At 67.5% G+C, this 19,489-nt stretch carries 20 protein-coding genes; 15 read left to right on the top strand and 5 right to left on the bottom strand.

Translation table 11 applies throughout. From position 1 onward, the window contains the following. From GOAMI_RS23290 to GOAMI_RS21505, 4 genes are all read left to right on the top strand, one after another. The coding region (locus GOAMI_RS23290) for a hypothetical protein (protein WP_006438740.1) at window positions 1–429 on the top strand (429 nt) is incomplete at its 5' end. A gap of 71 nt (window positions 430–500) precedes the next feature. Further along, window positions 501–824: a DUF2516 family protein gene (locus GOAMI_RS21515; protein WP_006438739.1), complete on the top strand. Its 324-nt coding sequence runs from the start codon at window positions 501–503 to the stop codon at window positions 822–824. A gap of 6 nt (window positions 825–830) precedes the next feature. Then, window positions 831–1,712, top strand: coding sequence for a MerR family transcriptional regulator (locus GOAMI_RS21510; RefSeq protein ID WP_006438738.1), 882 nt, complete (start codon window positions 831–833; stop codon window positions 1,710–1,712). A 9-nt stretch (window positions 1,713–1,721) separates the two neighbouring features. Further along, the gene (locus GOAMI_RS21505; protein ID WP_024500206.1) at window positions 1,722–2,813 is read left to right on the top strand and encodes an alpha/beta fold hydrolase; all 1,092 of its coding nucleotides are present in this window, start codon (window positions 1,722–1,724) and stop codon (window positions 2,811–2,813) included. A 21-nt stretch (window positions 2,814–2,834) separates the two neighbouring features. Here GOAMI_RS21505 and GOAMI_RS21500 read toward each other — a convergent pair whose 3' ends face one another. After that, the gene (locus tag GOAMI_RS21500) at window positions 2,835–3,944 is read right to left on the bottom strand and encodes a UDP-N-acetylmuramate dehydrogenase (protein WP_006438736.1); all 1,110 of its coding nucleotides are present in this window, start codon (window positions 3,942–3,944) and stop codon (window positions 2,835–2,837) included. 38 nt (window positions 3,945–3,982) lie between these two features. On the opposite strand from GOAMI_RS21500, the gene GOAMI_RS21495 reads away from it, so the two are divergent. From GOAMI_RS21495 to GOAMI_RS21475, 5 genes are read left to right on the top strand one after another with little or no spacing between them, the layout of a single operon-like run. Beyond that, complete coding sequence (locus tag GOAMI_RS21495) at window positions 3,983–4,489, top strand: DUF2505 domain-containing protein (protein WP_006438735.1); 507 nt, start codon at window positions 3,983–3,985, stop codon at window positions 4,487–4,489. A gap of 10 nt (window positions 4,490–4,499) precedes the next feature. Next, window positions 4,500–5,009: a DUF2505 domain-containing protein gene (locus GOAMI_RS21490; RefSeq protein ID WP_006438734.1), complete on the top strand. Its 510-nt coding sequence runs from the start codon at window positions 4,500–4,502 to the stop codon at window positions 5,007–5,009. 27 nt (window positions 5,010–5,036) lie between these two features. Beyond that, entirely contained in the window at window positions 5,037–5,786 is a 750-nt protein-coding gene (locus GOAMI_RS21485) for a class I SAM-dependent methyltransferase (RefSeq protein ID WP_006438733.1), read from the top strand. 51 nt (window positions 5,787–5,837) lie between these two features. Next, on the top strand, window positions 5,838–6,713 hold the full coding sequence (locus GOAMI_RS21480; RefSeq protein WP_006438732.1) for a carbon-nitrogen hydrolase family protein: 876 nt from the start codon (window positions 5,838–5,840) through the stop codon (window positions 6,711–6,713). After that, complete coding sequence (locus GOAMI_RS21475; RefSeq protein ID WP_006438731.1) at window positions 6,710–7,852, top strand: LmeA family phospholipid-binding protein; 1,143 nt, start codon at window positions 6,710–6,712, stop codon at window positions 7,850–7,852. The genes GOAMI_RS21480 and GOAMI_RS21475 overlap by 4 nt, the downstream gene beginning before the upstream one ends. 12 nt (window positions 7,853–7,864) lie before the next feature. Here GOAMI_RS21475 and GOAMI_RS21470 read toward each other — a convergent pair whose 3' ends face one another. Then, window positions 7,865–8,458 carry a GNAT family N-acetyltransferase gene (locus tag GOAMI_RS21470; RefSeq protein WP_006438730.1) on the bottom strand — a complete coding sequence of 198 codons (594 nt, stop codon included), beginning with the start codon at window positions 8,456–8,458 and terminating at the stop codon, window positions 7,865–7,867. 231 nt (window positions 8,459–8,689) lie between these two features. Here GOAMI_RS21470 and GOAMI_RS21465 point away from each other — a divergent pair, with 231 nt between their 5' ends. The 3 genes from GOAMI_RS21465 (at window position 8,690) to GOAMI_RS21455 (ending at window position 14,014) form a co-directional block, all read left to right on the top strand. Continuing rightward, the gene (locus GOAMI_RS21465; RefSeq protein ID WP_006438729.1) at window positions 8,690–10,453 is read left to right on the top strand and encodes an ABC transporter ATP-binding protein; all 1,764 of its coding nucleotides are present in this window, start codon (window positions 8,690–8,692) and stop codon (window positions 10,451–10,453) included. Then, window positions 10,446–12,224 (top strand): ABC transporter ATP-binding protein, encoded by a 1,779-nt coding sequence (locus tag GOAMI_RS21460; protein ID WP_006438728.1) that lies wholly within the window; start codon window positions 10,446–10,448, stop codon window positions 12,222–12,224. Before GOAMI_RS21465 ends, GOAMI_RS21460 begins: the two co-directional genes overlap by 8 nt. Before the next feature lie 797 nt (window positions 12,225–13,021). Then, the gene (locus GOAMI_RS21455) at window positions 13,022–14,014 is read left to right on the top strand and encodes an alpha/beta hydrolase (protein ID WP_006438726.1); all 993 of its coding nucleotides are present in this window, start codon (window positions 13,022–13,024) and stop codon (window positions 14,012–14,014) included. A 40-nt stretch (window positions 14,015–14,054) separates the two neighbouring features. On the opposite strand, the gene purU is transcribed toward GOAMI_RS21455, so the two are convergent. Beyond that, window positions 14,055–14,951, bottom strand: a complete 897-nt coding sequence (gene purU, locus GOAMI_RS21450; RefSeq protein WP_006438725.1) for a formyltetrahydrofolate deformylase — start codon at window positions 14,949–14,951, stop codon at window positions 14,055–14,057. A gap of 27 nt (window positions 14,952–14,978) precedes the next feature. Here purU and deoC point away from each other — a divergent pair, with 27 nt between their 5' ends. Continuing rightward, window positions 14,979–15,656: a deoxyribose-phosphate aldolase gene (deoC, locus tag GOAMI_RS21445; RefSeq protein WP_174324766.1), complete on the top strand. Its 678-nt coding sequence runs from the start codon at window positions 14,979–14,981 to the stop codon at window positions 15,654–15,656. 15 nt (window positions 15,657–15,671) lie between these two features. Here the strand turns inward: deoC and GOAMI_RS21440 are convergent, their stop codons facing one another. Together GOAMI_RS21440 and GOAMI_RS21435 are read right to left on the bottom strand one after the other, a co-directional pair. After that, window positions 15,672–16,673: an NAD(P)/FAD-dependent oxidoreductase gene (locus tag GOAMI_RS21440; RefSeq protein ID WP_006438723.1), complete on the bottom strand. Its 1,002-nt coding sequence runs from the start codon at window positions 16,671–16,673 to the stop codon at window positions 15,672–15,674. Window positions 16,674–16,716: 43 nt separating this feature from the next. Continuing rightward, window positions 16,717–17,529, bottom strand: coding sequence for a class I SAM-dependent methyltransferase (locus GOAMI_RS21435; RefSeq protein WP_006438722.1), 813 nt, complete (start codon window positions 17,527–17,529; stop codon window positions 16,717–16,719). A 48-nt stretch (window positions 17,530–17,577) separates the two neighbouring features. Here GOAMI_RS21435 and GOAMI_RS21430 point away from each other — a divergent pair, with 48 nt between their 5' ends. Continuing rightward, window positions 17,578–18,162 carry a helix-turn-helix domain-containing protein gene (locus GOAMI_RS21430; protein ID WP_006438721.1) on the top strand — a complete coding sequence of 195 codons (585 nt, stop codon included), beginning with the start codon at window positions 17,578–17,580 and terminating at the stop codon, window positions 18,160–18,162. A gap of 52 nt (window positions 18,163–18,214) precedes the next feature. Continuing rightward, complete coding sequence (locus GOAMI_RS21425; protein WP_040005093.1) at window positions 18,215–19,471, top strand: L,D-transpeptidase; 1,257 nt, start codon at window positions 18,215–18,217, stop codon at window positions 19,469–19,471. Window positions 19,472–19,489 lie beyond the last annotated feature (18 nt).

The raw sequence follows: 19,489 nt of genomic DNA, 5'->3' as shown, positions 1-19,489 counted from the left end.
GTTGCCGCGCCGGCCCCGGCGACGAAGGCGCCCGCCGAGACAGCACCGGCGGAGAAAGCGGCGGCGAAGAAGGTCCCGGCCAAGAAGGCTCCGGTCAAGAAGGCGCCGGCGGAGAAGGCGGCCGCGGCGAAGGCGCCGGTTAAGAAGGCGCCGGCGAAGAAGGCCGCAGCCAAGAAGGCACCGGCGAAGAAGGCTCCGGCCAAGACCGCACCGGCGAAGAAGGCCGCGGCGGTGAAGGGTGCCGCCGAACGCGCCGCGGCCAAGAAGGCGCCGGCCCGTAAGGCCACCCCCACCAAGGCGGCCACGAAGAAGACGCCTGCGGCGAAGAAGGCGGCCACGGCGAAAAAGACCGCAGCCAAGAAGGCGCCCGCCAAGAAAGCGCCCGCCAAGAAAGCGCCTGCCAAGAAAGCTGCTCCCAGCGCCGACTGACCCGTGCGCGCACATTCCGGCCGCGCGCGCCGTCGTAGGCTGCTGCGGCAATCGAGGCGCACGGGACTAGAGTGTTCGGCGTGGACTTCTTCGGCGTGTTGGCCTATGGCCAGAGTCTGATCATGTTGGCCCTGACCGTGGTAGCGGGGGTCGCGGCGGTCGTCGCGCTGATCCACGCGGCCATTCAGCGTCCCGACGCGTTCCCGGCGGTCGACCGGCAGAGCAAGGTGATCTGGGTGGCGATCCTGGCCGGCGCCTCCCTGTTCATCTGGTTCTTCGGGGCGGTGAGCTTTCTGGGCATCATCGGCGTGGTCGCGATGCTCGTGTACCTGGTCGATGTGCGCAAGCGTGTCGACGACATTCAGGGCAAGTCCTGGTTCAGCAAAAAGGCCTGATGCATCGTGGCGGAGTATCGGATCAATGACCTCGCCGAGGCGTCGGGGGTCAGCGTTCGCAACATCCGGGTCTATCAGGATCGCGGACTGCTTCCGCCGCCCAGCATCCGCGGCCGTGCAGGCTGGTATTCCGACCAGCATCTGGTCCGGCTGAACCTCATCTCCCGCATGCTCGAACGCGGGTACACCTTCGCGACCATCAGCGAGCTTTTGCACGCGGCCCACCACGGCATGCGTGTCGAGCAGATCCTGCGGGGATCGCCGAAGGGCGGTCGGTTCCGCAACTTCAAACGCGCGGCGACCATCACCATCACCGAGTTGCGCAAAACCCTCAACGCCTCGGATCGCTCCATCGCCCTCAGCCAGAAACTGGGTCTGCTCGCCAAGGACGGCGCGCACTACGCCATCCGGAACCCCGAGTTGCTCGAGGGCGCGGAGATCCTGGTGAAGAGCGGCATCGACATCGACGTCCTCCTCGACCGCTGGGTGCGGGTCCAGGAAGACCTCGAGGACGTCGCGACCAGCTTCGTCTCGATCATCACCGACAAGTACTTCGACGAGAACCTTCCTGACCTGGGTGAAGCCGGCGTGAGCGAGATGGCCGACCTCATCCAGACCGTTCGTCCGATGGCGCACGAGATCGTCGAGACGACCTTCCGCAAGGCGCTCGACGAACAGATCTCCAAGGCCATCGGGCAGGCGGCGACCTACTTCGACGCGGCGACCGCGGACGACGAACCGGACACCGCGACGCCGGGTTCCACCGGTGACCAGCCGGGCCTCGGCTATGAGACAACCGATATTGGTACATTGAACTCCGACACGGGGACGCTGAACGCGGCGTCCCCGCCCGGGGTCTCCATCGCGGACGATCCCGACCGAGGTTGAGGGGTGCCGGTGAACACGAAGTCGTTGAAGAGGGTCGGTGGAATCGCGGCCGCGATCGGTGCGGCAGCAGTCGGAGTCGGTGTCGGCACTGTCCTCGCCGGGATCGCCCGTGACGCGCTGCGCGCCGAACTCGCGGTCGACGACGGTCCCGACGACCTGCTCACCGCACCCGACTCCCCGCCCCGGCGGCTGCCGGTCCGCAGCTCCGACGGCACCCTCCTCAACGCGGAGGTCTACGGGGTCGACGACGCGGACGACGAGGGCGACGTCATCGTGATGGTCCACGGATGGACCTGCAACACCGCCTACTGGTACCCCCAGATCAATCACCTCACCTCGTCCGAGGGCGGCAGGCGACGGGTCGTCGTCTACGACCAGCGTGGCCACGGACTCAGTGAACGTGGTCGCCGCCGTCCGACCGTGGCGATGCTCGGACAAGATCTCGACGCCGTGCTCGAGGCGACCGTTCCGGCTGGGCGTCGCGCAATCCTGGTGGGGCACAGCATGGGTGGGATGACCATTATGTCGTGGGCGGACCAGTATCGCGAGAAGGTCGGCACGCGTGTCTCCGCCGTGGTGCTCGTCTCGACCGCTGCCAACGCGGTCATGGAGAACCACGCCCTCGTGCCGGTCGATCTGCCAGCGTATGCGCGGCCCTTCGCGCCTCTGGTGTCCAAAGCGATCACCTCGGTGCCGGTGCCGATCCCCAAAACCTCGTACGGCGTTCGGTTTTCGCACTACATCGCCCTGGGGCCCAACGCACGTAAGGCGCATGTCGACTTCGTCGACGAGATGATCGGCGCGTGCCCGCCGCGCGCACGCGCCGGCTGGGGATCGGCGATGGGCAAACTCGATGTGACGGCCGGGCTGGCCGCTCTCTCGGTGCCCACCACCGTCGTCGTCGGGACCGAGGACCGGCTGACCCCGCGCAAGCACGCCGAGCAGATGGCAGAGGTGCTGCGGCGCAACGGTTCCCTCCGGGAACTCGTCGTCTACGAGGGCGTCGGGCACATGTCGAGTATCGAGGCCGCCGAGCGGTTCAACGAGATGCTCGACGAACTGGTCACCGAGGTCTCGCGTACCGAGCAGCGGGTCAGCTGAGCCCGCACTCCCGGACCGTCGTCACAGCGCGCAGTTCACGAAGACCGGTTCCGGTCGAAGAGTGACACCGAAGGCGTCGAACACACCATCGCGGACCTCGCGCGCCAGCGTCAGTAGCTGCTCGGTGGTGGCCGAACCGCGATTGGTCAGTGCCAGAGTGTGTTTCGTCGACAGGCGAACCGCGGCATCCGCCCCCGGGTAACCGCGGACGAAGCCCGCCCGCTCGATCAGCCAGCCCGCCGACAACTTGATCGCGGTGGGGGAGCCGTCGGGCGTGCTCGGTTGCGGACCGGCCGGATAGGACGGGATCGCGACGTCGTCGCCGACCCGTCCCGCGATCCGTTCGAGCACGGCCGGGGCTTCCTCCCCGGGGATGATCGGATTGGTGAAGAACGATCCCGCGCTCCAGGTGTCGAAGTCGTCGGGGTCGAGGACCATCCCCTTGCCACGACGTAGACCGAGAACCGCCTCGCGCGCGGTCACGGCGTCGACTCGTTCGCCGGGTTCCACGCCCACCTTCGTCGCCAGCTCGCGATAGCGGATCGGCTGACTCGCGCGGTCGTCGTTGAGCCAGAACGACACCGCGACGACCACGAAGTCGTGGCGGTGCTTGAGATTGCTGGTGCGGTAGCCGAGCCCGAGTTCGGTGGGCGAGACCCAGCGCAGGGTGCCGGACCGGCGGTCGAGAACCTGGACCGACCGCAGGATGTCGGCGACCTCGACGCCGTAGGCCCCGACGTTCTGAACCGGGGTCGCACCGGCGGCGCCCGGAATCCCCGACAAGCACTCCAGCCCGCCGAAACCCGCCTCAACGGTCGCGGCGACCAGATCGTCCCAGCCCACCCCCGCGTCGGCGACCACATGGGGACGGCCCGACTCGCGGCCCGATCCGAACTCGATGCCGCTGCTCGCGAGCACCACGGCGGTGCCGTCGAAGCCGGCGTCGCCGATCACGAGATTGGACCCGCCACCGATGACGAGCACGGGTTCGGACTGCTCGTCGAGCTCCAGGATGGTCTTGACGATGCTGCGCGTGTCGGAGCAGCGCACGATCTCACGGGCGGGGCCGCCGAGACGCAGGGTGGTCAGCTCGGCGAGGGGCGCGCTCAGCGGCGTCTGCGTGTCGGTCACGCGTTAAACGTTAACCGGCGAACGGTAGCGTTCTCTCCATGGCGAGCAAGCTGCAGCACTTGGACTCCTACCCGTTCTCCACCGAACGGCTCTGGGCGATCTTCACCACAGAGCAGTACTGGCACGATCTGGTGGAGCGGATGAACGCCGGTCACGGCCACGTGGAGAAGGTGACCATCGCGGGCGACACCGTGACGGTCGAGATGAACCAGGGCATTCCTGCGGAGAAGCTCCCGTCGGCGGTCACCAAGATCATGCCCGGCGACCTCCGGATTCCGCGGAGGAACACATATCGGCTGGTCGGAGACCGAATCGTGGCCGAGATGCACGCAACGGTCGAGGGCGCGCCGGTGCCGGTGAACGTGTACGGGACCATCACCACGTCGGGCGATCCGGCGACCAGCGACTGCGAGGCCGAGGTGTCGGTGAACCTGCCGATGTTCGGTGGGAAGATCGAGAAGGCCGTGGTCAGCGAGCTGGTCGGCCTGCTGGAGCACGAGCGTGGCCACACCGTCGATTGGGATTCGGAAAATCGGCTGACGTAGCCTGGTCGTCATGGCACGACGGCTCAGCTACTCCGCTCGCTACACCCATCCCGCGGAGAAGCTCTACCAAGCGCAGAGCATCAAGCAGTACTGGGACGACATGATGGCGGGATTCCAGATGATCTCGCCGCACTGCGAGGTCGCCTCCTTCTCCGCCGACGAGACCGGCGTCCGGGTCGTCCTGAAGCAGCACATCGGACGCGACCAGCTGCCCCCGCTCGCGCAGACGGTGATGATGAAAGACATGGTCATCACGCGTGAGGAGACCCTCGGTCCGTTCGATCCGGACAACACCAAGGGCACCTACAACGCGTCCATCCCCGCCGGTCCCGGCAGCCTCAACGGCTGGCAGGAACTGTTCCCGACCGAGGAGGGCTGCACGATCCGCCGGACCAGCGAGGCGAAGGTCTTCGTCCCGTTCGTCAACGGCAAGCTCGAGCAGATGATCCTCATCAACCTCGTCGATCTGTTCCGCGCCGAGGCCGAATACGCCAAGGACTGGATCGACAAGAACTTGTGAGTCGTCTGGCCGCTCCGATCGGCCGGGGTGACGCGCGGGACCACCAACATCAACCGCCTGCGTCGGGTGGATCGGTGGATGGCGCATGAACCGGCAGTGATCGCGGCGCTGGATGTCGACCGTCCGCTGGTCGTCGACCTCGGGTACGGAGCACGCCCCGACGCGACCGTCGAGATGGCGGGTCGGCTGCGCCGCGTCGCCCCGGATCTGCAGATGGTGGGACTCGAGATCGACCCGGCACGTGTCGTCGAACCGCGCGACGGTGTCCGGTTCGCCGTCGGCGGTTTCGAGATGGCGGGTCTGCGTCCCCGCGTGGTGCGCGCCTTCAACGTCCTGCGGCAATACGACGAGGCCGAGGTCGAGGCGGCGTGGTCGAGGCTGCGTGCGGCCCTGTCGCCGGGTGGCGTGATCGTGGAGGGAACCTGCGACGAGATCGGCCGGCGGTGCGCCTGGGTGCTGCTCGACCACGCAGGCCCGGTGAGCTTGACGCTCTGCTGGGCGCCCGAACACTCCGATCGCCCGTCCGACCTCGCCGAACGACTGCCCAAGTCGCTCATCCACCGCAACGTGCCGGGCGAGAAGATCCATGAACTGCTGACGCTCGCGGACCAGTGCTGGGACATCGCCGCCCCAATGGCTCCGTACGGACCGCGGGTGCGCTGGCGCCATGCGCAGGACCTGCTGCGTGAGCGTGGCGTGGACTGCGTGGTCACGCGCCGCCGGATGTCGGACAACGTGCTGACCGTTCCGTGGTCAGTGGTCGCCCCGTCGGAGTAACCCCGAGGGAACCTGTCGGCACAGCGGGTGTCGGGCATTACTGTGGCGGCTATGCGTGTGGCGATGGCCCAGATCAGCTCGACCGACGATCCGAGCGAGAACCTGGCGACCCTGCGTGCGGCGACGCAGGAGGCGGCATCGCGCGGGGCGCGGCTGGTGGTGTTCCCGGAGGCGACGATGTGCCGGTTCGGCGTGCCGCTGAAGCCGGTGGCGGAGGAAATCGACGGGTCGTGGGCACGCGGGGTGTCGGAGGTCGCGGCGTCGGCCGGTGTGACCGTGGTGGCCGGGATGTTCACCCCTTCGGATGACGGTCGCGTGTTCAACACGGTCCTCGTCGCGCATCCCGACGGGTCGCGCCTCGGCTACGACAAACTGCACCTCTACGACGCCTTCGGTTTTCACGAGTCCAAGACCGTCGCGCCCGGTGCGGAGCCGGTGACCTTCGAGGTCGACGGGGTCACCGTGGGAGTTGCGACCTGCTACGACATCAGGTTTCCCGCCCTGTTCACGACCCTGGCACGACGCGGCGCACAGGTCATCGTGGTGCCCACGTCCTGGGGTGCCGGGCCCGGCAAGATCCACCAGTGGGAGGTGCTCGCCACGGCTCGCGCGCTGGATTCCACGACCTTCGTCGTCGCGGTGGGACAGGCCCTTCCGCCGGATGAGGCGGTCGCCGGATCCGGGGTCCCGACCGGGATCGGACACAGCCAAATCACAGACCCCTTCGGTACGGTGGTCGCCGCGTACCCGGAGACGGTCTGTGTCGATGTTCACGACCTCGACCTGGAACTGGTCGAGAAGGCTCGTATGCAACTGGCGGTCCTAGCCAACGAGCGAGCTTTGCCGGTCGGCGATGCGGTGCACAGCGAGTTGACACCCGCCGGCGAACGGCTCCGAGAGTCCGACGACCGAGGACGGAACCCATGAGCGACGACAACAAGACTCCCGGTGATGACCCCCGAGACGCGGGCACACCCTCCGGAGACGAACCGGTGACCACCGGCGACGAGTGGCGTCCGGTGTCCGGTGACGGTCCGGCCGAGTCGAACGCCGGGCCGGTCGTCCCCGAGACGGGGGAGACCGAACAGTTCCCGACGACACCGGTCGCCCCGGGGGCACACGCGTATTCGAACGTCCCGCCGTCCGAGGCGGATACCACCGGCCTGGGTGGCGGACCGGGCACGCCGGGCACCGCGCGGTTCCCGCCCGGTGAGACCCCCTACGGGGATGAGTCGAGTGCACCCCTAGAGACGCCTGGCAGCGGCCCGGTGATCACCTCGCCGCGGAAGAATCGCAGCACCGGGAAGATCGTGGCGCTGAGCCTCGTCGCCGTGCTGCTCCTGGCCGTGATCGGCGCGGTCGGCAGCGAACTCTATCTGCGCAACAAGGTCACGAACTGCCTCGAGGACTCGTTCAGCGGCCTCACCGGTGTAGCCACCTCGGTGTCCCTGAGTCGCAAACCGATCATCATGCAGGGCACCGGCGACATCCCGTACGTGCAGGTCGACACCAAGGACGGCTCCGACGCCAACGGAGTACGTCTGCACATGCGCGCCGACGGCATCTCCGGCGACAACACCAGTACCGACATCCGCACCCTCAACGGCCACGGCTTCATCCCGTACGAGCGGATCGTCGAGCTCAGCAAGGAGAGTGCGCCTCCGGGTGCCGGTGGCCAGAGCACCGGCAACGGTGCGAGCCCGGTCGGTTCGGTCGAGGAGATCACCGGCAACGCGGCCGAGGGCACCTTCGAGGTACAGGCCGGGTTCCCGGTCATGTTCTTCTCCGTGCCGGTCTCGGCGACCATCAAGCCGGTCCTCCAGGACGGCCGGGTCGACTTCCAGGTCGTCAAGGCCAGCGCGCTGGTGTTCGGCATCCCGCCGGACTTCGCACAGCAGATCGTCGACCAGGTCACCACGTCGGCGCTCGGACCGTTCTTCGACGAGGTCCAGGTCGATCAGTTGACGGTCACCGACACCGGGCTCGAGTTCGCGATCAGCGGTTCCGACGTCCAGCTCACCAACGAGATGACCGGAAACCAGGAGTCGGGCGGCTGCTCGGCCTGACCGGGCCGTCGGTCACCGCTCGGCGTCCGCGGGGGGATCGACACGGTGGACCCACACCGTGGGCCCGTCGGTGAGCGTGTATTCGGCGCGGACAACCGACTTCCACCGCCGGGTGTAGACCGCGGACATCACGGGGTCGGCCGTACCCGCGGTCACCGGCAGGCCCTGCCGTCGCCCCTTCTCCACGATGGCGTCGACGAGGCGGGACAGTACCCCGCTGCGCCGGTGATCCGGGTGGACGAGGCCGAAGATGATGCCGATCGACTCGTCGGCGACGGAGGCCTCGGCATTCGCGCGCCTGAATTCGGTGAAACGTTCGACGAATCCGTCCAGGGTCCGGACGTAGTACCGATTCCGCTCTTTGAGATCGGCGTCGACGATGCCGTTCGCCCGGCCCGGCTCCGAAATCGCGGCGAGCGCGATCAATCTCCCCGATTCATCGAAAACTCCGTACATGCCCGCAAGATTCTCGGCGAACAGGACCTCGCCGTACCACCGGTAGGCGTGGGCCGGAGCCTCCTCGCCGAGAACCCATCGATAGGCCGGAACCTCGCGGAGTCCGGTTTCGAGCAGGTCCAGTGCGTCTTCCCGATCGGACTCCGTCAACAGCCGAGCTCCGTTCACAGATGCCAGGATGCCTTTCGTCACCGCTACATATCAGCACAGCGACACCACGCCGGCACGCTTCCGCCGCGTCCGGGCGGTGCGGCTGAAATCGATCTGTAGACTTCACAACCGCCTGACGACCTCTACGGTGTGAGGCAGCATTATGTCGGCGCCGACATCCGACGCCGATTCTCGTCCTGTTCCGTTTCCAGTTCGGAGTGGTCTCGCCCGATGCCCGTCACCCCATCGTTCAACAGAGATGAGGTGCGCGCGCTTCTCGGTCTCGTGGGCACCGCGCTCAGGTCGTCACCGTGGGCGGTGGCCGGTTTCGTGGTCTTTCAGCTCGCGAGCGTGTTCACCTCGCTCGCGCAGCCGGCCCTCAACGCCGCGATCATCGATGACGGAATCCTGCGCGGCGACGTGGGGACGATCAAGTTCGTGGGCCTCATCATGGTCGCGGTCGCGGTGGTCAATCTCGTGGTCGCCATCGGCGCGACCTACTTCGCTTCCCATGTGTCGGCGGTGGCCGCACGCGATCTGCGCAGTCGGCTCAACGGCCGTATCGGAGCCCTCACGAACCAGCAGGTTGCCCGCCTGGGACTGTCCAGCCTGTTGACCAGGTCCACCGGGGACGTGGGGCAGATCCAAGGCTTCCTGTTCATCGGTCTCACGATCGTCGTGACCGCGCCGCTCATGCTGTTCGGTGCACTGGTCCTGTCGCTCTCGCAGGCGTGGCAGATGGCTCCGGTGATCCTCGTCGCCGGTCTGCTCCTGGTCGCGCTGATCGGCACGCTGGTGCGGCGCCTCCTCCCGTGGGCCGCCCTCATGCAACGCCGTCTCGACGTCGTGAACCGGGTACTCCGGGAGCAGCTGCGTGGGATCGCGGTGATCCGGACCTTCCGTCGTGAGGACCGTGAGCGTGCCCGATTCGCCGCGGAGAACGACGAACTCACCCACGTGGCACTGCGGCTGGGACGAACGCAGGTTCTGATGCTCCCGACCGTCACGGCCGTGTCCAACCTCGCGGCGGTGGCAGTGGCCGCGCTGGGCGCCGTCTACGTCGACCGTGGTCAGATGCAGATCGGCCAGATCACGGCCGCCGTCGGCTATCTCGGCCAGATCCTGCTGGCCGTGTCGATGCTGACGGTGATCGCCGGTGTCATCCCGCGAGCGGTCACCAGCGCAGGCCGTATCGGCGAGGTGCTCGACACCGAGGTGCTCGAATCCGGTGACGCCGACCCCGCCACGCCATCCCCGGCACCCGCCCTGGTCTTCGAATCGGTGTCCGTCGGGTACCCGGGCGCCGAAGCACCCGCAATCGACGGGATCTCGTTGACCTGCGCGGCCGGTTCGGTGACCGGTGTTCTCGGCGGGACCGGGAGCGGCAAGTCGACGCTGCTCTCGCTGCCCTTGCGTTTCGCCGACCCCGATGCGGGCGTGGTGCGCTGGGACGGAGCGGACGTGACCGGCTTGGCCCCGGCGTGGGTACGCGCGCGTTCGGCGTTCACCGGGCAGGGCGCCGCGCTGGTCACCGGCACGATTGCCGAGAACCTGCGGCTCGGGCGTCCGGACGCCACCGACGCCGAACTGTGGGAGGCGCTCGAGGTGGCAGCGGCCGACGACTTCGTCGCCGCCCGGCAGGGTGGATTGGCCGCTTCGGTCGCGCAGGAAGGACGCAACTTCTCCGGGGGTCAGCGTCAGCGACTGGCGTTGGCCCGCGCTGTCCTGCGACGTCCGTCGCTGTACGTGCTGGACGACCCGTTCAGTGCGCTTGACGTCGACACCGAGCAGCGAATCATCGCCAATCTGCGGCTCGCCCATCCGGAGTCGACCATCTTGATCGCGGCGCAACGGGTTTCGTCGGTGCGGCACGCCGATGTCATCGGGGTGCTCGAGGACGGCCGTCTGGTCGCGGTCGGGACGGACGAGACGCTGCGCACCGACAGCGAGATCTACCGCGAGATCGCCCACGCGCAGGCGGTGACCAATGCCTGACGGCAGCAGGCGCGACGGCTCGTTGCGGTGGCTGATGCGACAGTTGCATCTGAGCCGCGGTCGGGCGGCCACGATTTCTCTCTTCGCGATCACGGCCTCGCTGGGAGGAGTCGTCGGGCCGATCCTCTTCGGCGCGATCACAAACGTGATCGTCGACGGAACGACCGGGGCCGGGATGGACTGGAACCGACTCTGGTCGCTGCTCGGCGCGCAGGCCGTGATCTATGTGGTCGTCGCCTGCCTGACCTTCACGCAGGGACAGTTGTTGACCATCGCGGTGCAGCGATCCGTGGCGGGGCTGCGCACTCGCATCGAGGACAAGGTCCACCGGCTCCCGTTGCGCTACTTCGAGTCCAACAATCGCGGAGTGCTGGTCAGCAAGCTCACCGCACACACCGACAACTCCGCCACCGTCATCGCGCCCGTGCTGGTGACGGTCCCCACGAACGTGCTGACCCTGGTCGTGGTGACGATCGTGCTGTTCGTCATCTCGCCGCTGCTGGCCGTGGTCGCACTCGCCGCCGCGCCGGTGTCGGCGGCCGCTTCGGTCGTGATCGCGCGCAAGGTCCGACCGTTCCTGGAGACCAGGTGGACCACCACGGCAGCGCTCACCGGACACATCGAGGAGGAACTCAGCGCCCGTCGCATGTTGCAGGCGTACAACGCCGAGCCCCTCGCCAGACGCCGCTTCGACGACCTCAACGAGAGGTTGTTCGGTTCGACGCGTTCAGCACAGTGGACCGCCGGCACCCTCGCACCGGTGCTCGGCGCGATCAATGCCGTCGTCTTCCTGATCCTGGCGGTCCTCGGCGGCATCATGGTCGTCGATGGAACCCTGAGTCTCGGCGCAGCTCAGGTGGCCGTGATCTTCGCGCAGCAGCTGTCGTCCGCGGTGCGCGAACTGGCCGGATTCGTGACCAAGGTGCAGTCGGGCACGGTGTCGGCGAGCAAAGTGCGCGAAGTGCTCGACGAGCCGGAGGACGCCGCGCCCGAAACCGACGAGCCAGAGCCTTCGGCGCGGCATCGCCGGCCCCCGGAGATCGTCTTCGACGACGTCGGCTTCGCATACGACGAGGGCTCGCCGGTTCTGGACTCGGTGAGCTTCCGCATGGCTCCGGGCACGACCACGGCGATCGTGGGGTCGACCGGGGCCGGCAAGACGACCCTCACGAACCTGCTGCAGGCCTTCTACCGCCCGACCTCCGGTTCGATACTGATCGACGGCGAGGACTCCGCAGAGCTCGGTCCGCATCGTGTTCGCAACGGGATGGCGGTGGTGACGCAGGACCCGTGGCTGTTCACCGGAACCGTCCGCGAGAACATCGCATACGGCACGTCAGGTGACGACGCGGTGGCCAAGGCGGTTCACGACGGCCACCTGGATCAGATCCTGGCGGCCCTGCCGCGGGGTATCGACACCGAGATCGGCCAGGAGTCGGAGAACCTCAGCGCGGGTGAGAAGCAGCTCGTGACCGTTGCTCGTGCCATCGCGGCATCTCCACGGATACTCATCCTCGACGAGGCGACCAGCGCCGCCGATCCGCGCACCGAATTGCTCGTCCAGCGGGCGCTGCAACGCCTGCGCGCCGGTACGACGACCCTGCTGATCACCCACCGGATGGCGACCGCCGCGCTTGCCGATCAGATCGTCGTCCTCGAGGGCGGCACGATCGTCGAGGCCGGAACCCACGACGAATTGGCAGCCGCCGGCGGCGTCTACGCGCGCCGCTGCGGCGTCGACCTGGAATCCCGGGCCGAGATGAATCGGTAGAGGTCAACGACCATCATCCGGGCGTAATGGTCTCATTTTCGGAACCCATTCATTGATGCGTTCCACTCGATTCGAACGCTTGACCCACTTTGAAGGATCGTGGAACGGAAATTCGCGGATCGGGAAAGTTACGGTTCGGAAGGTTATGGCCGCGGTCAGTCGAATTCGTGGTAAAGGGCGCACGTCGCCAATGGCACACAATTGTGGATTTCGACCGGAAACGTTGCAGCGACGTTGCTAACCGCCGTTCTACCGCCAGGTTTACGGACATGCGTCCAACTAAAATCGATTGTTCGATTAAAGAGGGGCTGTTGACCTGCGCTTTCCGTCGGGATGGATGGCGGAGAAAAGAATATTCGTGACAAGAACCGCGAAGTAATGAAGACATTGCCGAGGCGGATATGTAATCTCTGTCTCAAGCCGTCGCACTGGTGGGAGCAGGCGGTCATATTCCAATCATCTCACCACGGATGGAGGAGAATCATGGCTGATTCAATTGGAGACTCGATCAACGACAGCATCACCGAAACGATCACGGGCGCGATCCTCGAAGCGTTCACCGGTTCGCTCGACGGCGGCACCGAGCCGACGACGTAGATCGACAGACTTTCGAATCGCCTCACAGCCTCGGCTGTGGGGCGATTCGCGTTGGGTGGTCGAAGCGCCGGCGTCGCAGAAGCGTCCGGGGGACCGAATGATCCGCGGTGCGTGTCCGCCGGGCGGCCCGACGCGATACGGTCCATCTGACACGACCCATGCTCGCCCGAGGCCGATCGGGATTCGACGAGGAGGAATGCATGAACCAGCGACTGCGTAGAGGCGGCGCCGCGATCGCGGTCGCGCTGGGCATCGGGCTCACGCTGTCGGCCACCGGTACGACAGGCGTTGCGGCGGCGGCACCGAGTCTCGTGACCGCGGGTTCGCCCACCGAAAGGGTCACCGACATCGTCGTGCACTCCGATGCGATGAACAAAGACATCCCGCTGACGGTCATCAAACCCGCCGACGCGTCCAAGCCGCGTGGGGTTCTCTACCTGCTGAACGGCGCCGGCGGCGGCGAGGATGGTGCCAACTGGCTGGCGAAGACCGACATCGTCGAGTTCACAAAGAACAAGAACCTCTACGTCGTCATCCCCAATCAGGGCCAGTTCAGCTACTACACCGACTGGGAGAAGCCCGACCCCGAGCTCGGCGTCCACAAGTGGTCGACCTTCCTCGGCAAGGAATTGCCGCCCGTCTTCGACGCGCACTTCAACACCTCCGGACGCAACGCGATCGGCGGCATCTCCTCATCCGGTACGTCGGTGCTGAATCTCGCGATCGAGCATCCGGATCTGTACGAGGCCGTCGGCTCCTACAGCGGTTGCCCGACCACCGCGGACCCGTTCGGGCAGAACAGCATCCGTCTCGTGGTCGAGGTGCGTGGCGGCGGCGACGCCAGGAACATGTGGGGGCCGTACAACGGGCCCGGATGGCGCAAGCACGATCCCGTCATCAACGCCCACAAGCTGCGTGGCACCAAGCTCTACATCTCCAACGCGACCGGGCTGCCCGGTCCGTATGACAGCCCGGCGTACGTCAAGAAGCAGGACACCCTCGCCGACCAGATCGTGGTCGGTGGCGTCATCGAGGGCAGCACCATGGCCTGCACCCTGCAGCTGGTGAACCGCCTGCGGCAGTTGAACATCCCCGCGACGGTCGACCTGCCGTCCGTCGGCACCCATTCCTGGGGATACTGGCAGGACCAGCTTCACCGCTCCTGGTCGTTCTACGAACGCGCGCTTCGCTGACCCTTCGAGGCTCGCTTCGCTCGCACCTCAGGGGGCGAGGTTAGTTGAAGATCACCGTCTTTCGGCCGTGCACCAGGACCCGGTCCTCGAGGTGCCAGCGCAGTCCGCGGGACAGTACGAGCGTCTCGATGTCGCGTCCCTGACGCACCATGTCGGTCACCGAGTCGCTGTGATCGACACGGATCACGTCCTGTTCGATGATCGGACCCGCGTCGAGGTCTGCGGTGACGTAATGGCATGTCGCGCCGATCAGTTTGACGCCCCGGGCGAAAGCCTGGTGATACGGGCGGGCGCCGATGAAGCTCGGCAGGAAGCTGTGGTGGATGTTGATCGCGCGGCCGGCCCAGGCATCGCACAGCTGCGGCGGCAGGATCTGCATGAACCGGGCCAGGACCACCGCGTCCGGCTGGTAACCGTCGACGATCCGGGCGAGTTCGGCGAAGGCCTCCGCTTTTCGCTCTCCCCCGAACGGGACGTGATGGAACGGGATTTCGAAACGGGTCGCCAACTCCTCGAGTTGGGGATGATTGCCGACGACGGCCCTGATGGTCGCCGGCAACTCGCCTCGATGTGCACGTCCGAGAAGGTCGATGAGACAGTGGGTTTCCTTGCTTACCAGGAGAACCACGGACTTGGCCTCACGTGTGTCGGTGAGGCGCCACTCGGTCTCGGGGCCGAGCTCGGCGGCGACCTCCGCGGCGAAGCGTGCGCGTAGTTCCTCGGCACTGAACGAGACCGTGTCGGCACGGATGGCCTGGCGGGTGAAGAACCAGCCGGTGTCGGGGTCGGAGTGGTACCCGGCCTCGGTGATCCAGCCGCCGATCTCGGTCAGGAAGGTCGAGATCCGGGCGACGATGCCCGTGCGGTCGGGGCAGCCGAGCGTCAGCACGTAGCGGTGCTCGGTCTGGTCGGTGGGGGTCGTCTGTCCGCTCGTCACGACCCTCAGTGTGCCAAGCTCGTCGATGTGACGAACACGGACCTGCGGCGTAGCGACGTCGCCGCCATCATCGACCACACGCTTCTCAAGCCCGAGGCCACCCGCGCCGACGCGGAGGCCGCCGTTGCCGAGGCCGCCCGCCTGGGTGTGTTCGCGGTGTGCCTGTCGCCGTCGATGCTGCCGATCGACACGGGCTCCCAGCGGACCTGTGTGGTTGCCGGCTTCCCGTCGGGAAAGCACCACTCGCTGGTCAAGGCCGCCGAGGCGCGTCTCGCGGTGGACTCCGGGGCGGATGAGGTCGACATGGTGATCGATGTCGGCGCCGCGGTCGACGGCCGGTTCGACGAGGTCTTCGCCGATGTGCTGACCGTGCGTGAGGCGGTGGGGGATTCGACGCTGCTGAAGGTGATCATCGAGTCCGCGGTCCTGCTGCAGCTCGCCGGCCCGGACACGGTGACCGAGGTGTGCCGCCGTGCCGAGCGGGCGGGTGCGGGCATGGTGAAGACCTCGACCGGTTTCCACCCCGCCGGTGGGGCGAGCGTCGAGGCGGTCCGCCTCATGCGTGCCGCGGTCGGCGACCGTGTCGGGGTCAAGGCGAGCGGAGGCATCCGGACGGCGGAATTCGCCGCCGAGCTCATCGCCGCCGGCGCGACCCGGTTGGGCCTGTCCTCGTCCGCGACCGTGCTCGACGGCTTCCCGGAGTGATCGGCGCGGGGCGGGTCACGCGACTGGCGCGAGTTTCTGTTGCACGTCGGCCATCACCAGATCGGCGTTGATCGCCGCGCCGGCCGAGACCCCTTCACCCATCGCGACGGTCACCACCGCGTTGAGCGTGGTGTTGTTGCCGGCCGCCCAGACACCGGGAATCGCGGTCGCACCCATCGGGCCGGTCTCGACGACCGCGCCCATCGGGGTCTGCGCAAGCGTGCCGCCGAGCCGTTCGTAGAGATCTCCGCGCACCACGAACCTCGGTGCGACGACGACGGCGTCAGCGTCGAGGACGGTGCCGTCGGACAACTCGACACCGTCGAGGCGGGCGATCGCGTCACCGGTGTCCGTCACGTCGTCGCGGATCCGTAGGCGTTCGACGGCCGTGTCGATCACCGTGATCCCGGCCGCGCCGAGGTTCGCGCGCTCCTGCTCACCCAGCGCCTCGGCGCTGTGGGCGACGACGGTGACGGCGTCGCTGAGCTGTCCGAACAGGAGAGCCTGGTGGGCGGACATCGGGCTCGTCGCCAGCACCACGATTCGGGACCCGCGCACCTCGTAGCCGTGGCAGTAGGGGCAGTGGAGGGCATCGTGTCCCAACAGTTCGGCGACGCCGGGGATGTCGGGGAGTTCGTCGACGAGACCGGTCGCCAACAAGAGGCGTCGCGCCCGTACGGTGTCGCCCGACTCGAGGGCCAGGACGAACCGATCGCCGTCCCGGCGGGCGTCGACGACCGTGTCGGGGCGGATCTCGCCGCCGTACCCGCGGACCTCGGCACGTCCTCGCGCCAGGAGTTCGAGCGGCGGGATGCCCTCCTGGCCGAGAACGTTGTGGGCACCGTCGGCCGGGGCGTTGCGGGGTTCACCGCCGTCGATGACGACGACGGAACGCAGCGAACGGGCGAGTGTGGTCGCCGCGCTCAGTCCTGCGGATCCGCCGCCGATGATCGCGACGTCGTGATCAACAGTGGCGGAGCCGGTTTCGGTGGAGGTCGAGTCGGTGGTGGAGTTCATGAGTCCTCGCTCGGGTGTCGGTGGTCAGGTGCCGTAAGGGTGTTCAGGCGGCCGGCCTTGCGACCCACAACAGGCGTCCGGCTCTCAGCGTGAGGTCGGCGCGCTTGTGCAGAGATGCGGGGTCGGCGGGGGCGATGAGGCAATCGAGTGATGCCAGATCCGAGCCGGAGAGGTCGTCGGCCAGTCGATGCCGGAACTGGCTGAACCAGTGAACCGCGTACCGGGCGACGCTCTCGCTCGGCCCGGTACGTGCCACGTGGATCGTGTCCCGGTGCAGCACGTCGTAGCCCGCGGCGCCGAGGGTGTCGGTCCAGTCCACGATGGCCTCCCATCCGGCGCCGGAAGCGGCGGCGTGGCATCGGGCCTCGAGTGTGCCCAGCGCGGTGTCGGCGTCGGGAGCGAACCGGGGCAGGCCCGCCATCTCCACGATCGCGACGACGCCGTCCGGGGCCAGGGCGGCGGCCGCCTGACGCAACAGTGCGGCGGGGTCGGCGACGTGATGCAGCGACATGGCGGCCCAGATCACGTCCGGGGAGTCCAGCGGCGGAAGTCCGTCGTCGAGGTCGGCGACCAGGGTGGTGGTTCTCGACTCGAATCCGCCGGCGCGGGCCCGTTCGTCCACGCGGGCGATCATCTCCGGAGAGCTGTCGACCGCGACGACCTCCGCCCCGGCGAAGTCCCGGGCCAGAGCCTCGGTCCCGGTGCCGGTCCCGGCGCCGAGGTCGACGATCCGCTGCGGAGTCCGGCCGAGGGATCGGGTGATCGCCGCTGCCGCGTCGTCGAGGTAACCGCCGACGAGTTCGGCGTCGAGGTCGAGGGCCGACGCGAGATGTGCGTGCTCATGGGAATGGGTCATGGGATCGACGGTAGCGCGACCATGCGCTAGAGGCATACCATCTTGCCTATGACGCAAGAACTCGACGCGGTCGTCCGCCAGCGCATCCGTGGCCTGCGGCTGGCCAAGGGCTGGACCCTCGACGCCCTGGCTGCGCGGTGCTACCTCTCCCCGTCGACGCTGAGCCGTATCGAGACCGGACATCGGCGGGTCGCGCTGGACCAGCTGGTCCCGATCGCCCGAGCGCTGGGTACGACGCTGGATCAGCTCGTGGAGCCCGCCGACGACACGGACGTCGTGATCCGCCCGCAGCCGCACACAGTCGAGGGGATGACGATGTGGCTGCTCTCGCGCGAGAACAGCCCCCAGGGGGTGACCGTCGCGAAGATGCGCTTCGAACGTGAAGAACCGCTCGACGACCTGAGGGTTCACCCCGGTCGGGAATGGTTCACGGTGCTCTCGGGCACGGTGCGGCTTCGGCTCGGCGACCGCACGATCATCGTCCCGGAAGGTGATGCCGCGGAGTTCTCGACCATGATCCCGCACGCGATCTGTGCCCACGACGGTCCGGTGGAGGTGCTCTCGATCATGGATCACGCGGGCGAACGCGCCCACATGCCGTCCGTGGCAACGGTCGCCGAGGAGCCGGCCTGAGCCACGCGGCTCACCCGGTCGATCACGTGCGGTCGGTAGTGTTGAGCGCGTGATGACTTCTCAGGCCCCGGTGAACCGACGTGCTGTGCTCGCCGCGGCCGGGGTCGGAGTACTCGGGGTCGCGATCGCGGCGTGTACGGGTTCCGACGCCGGCTCGGGCGGCGACAAGCCGGCCGAACCCAAGGCCCGGCTGACCTTCACCCCGCCGCTCGACGGTGAGGCGCCCAGCCCGATCGCCGAGATCTCCGTGCAGGCCGCGGACGGCACGCTCAACCCCGATGTGAAGCTGACGAATCCGCGCGGGCGAGTGGTGAACGGCCGGCTGTCGGAGGACCGGACGAGCTACACCATCGCCGAGCCCCTGGGCTATGGCACCGAATACACCTGGAGCGGAACAGCTCTCGGAACCGACGGCAAGACCGTGCCGGTGGCGGGGAGCTTCACCACGCTCGAGCCGTCGAGTCAGCTGAACGTCGTGGTCAACATCGGCGACGGTCAGGAGGTCGGCATCGCGGCGCCGATCATCCTGAAGTTCAACGGGACCGTCGAGGACAAGGAAGAGGTGGAGCGGGCCCTCACCGTCACCACCACGCCGCCCACCGAGGGGTCGTGGGCCTGGCTCGGCGAGGACAACGGATCTCGCGTGCACTGGCGTCCCCGCGAGTACTGGGCCCCCGGCACCAAGGTGCACATGGACGCGAAGCTGTACGGCCTCGACCACGGCGGCGGCGCCTATGGAGCGGCCGACGTGACCAGTGATTTCTCGATCGGGCGCGCACAGGTGGTGCAGGCCGTGGAGTCCTCGCACCGCATCGTCGTGATCCGGGACGGCGCCGAACTGATGTCCCTGCCCTGCAGCTACGGCGGTGGCGACCTCGACCGCAACGTCACCCGGTCGGGGATCCATGTGGTCACCGAGAAGTACGACGAGTTCTTCATGAGCAACCCGGCGGCCGGCTACTTCAACATCCGGGAACGCTGGGCCGTGCGCATCTCCAACAACGGCGAGTTCATCCACGCCAACCCCGCGACGGTCAACGTCCAGGGCACGGCCAACGTCACCAACGGCTGCATCAACCTGTCCGAGGCCGACGCCGAGCGGTATTTCAACACCGCCGTCTACGGTGACCCCGTGGAGGTCTCGGGAACGCGCATCCAGTTGTCGGAGGCCGACGGTGACATCTACGACTGGATCTTCGACTGGGAGACGTGGCAGGGCATGTCGGCGATCAAGGGTGAGGTGACGGAGTCGTCGGTGCCGGCGACGCCGAGCGGCGCCCCGACCACCAACGTTCCCGCTCCGCGCTAGCTGTAATGACCAGGGACG

Origin of the sequence: Gordonia amicalis NBRC 100051 = JCM 11271, from assembly GCF_000332995.1 — a bacterium.
Taxonomy (GTDB): Bacteria; Actinomycetota; Actinomycetes; order Mycobacteriales; family Mycobacteriaceae; genus Gordonia; species Gordonia amicalis.
This window is presented reverse-complemented; position numbering and strand designations above follow the sequence as displayed.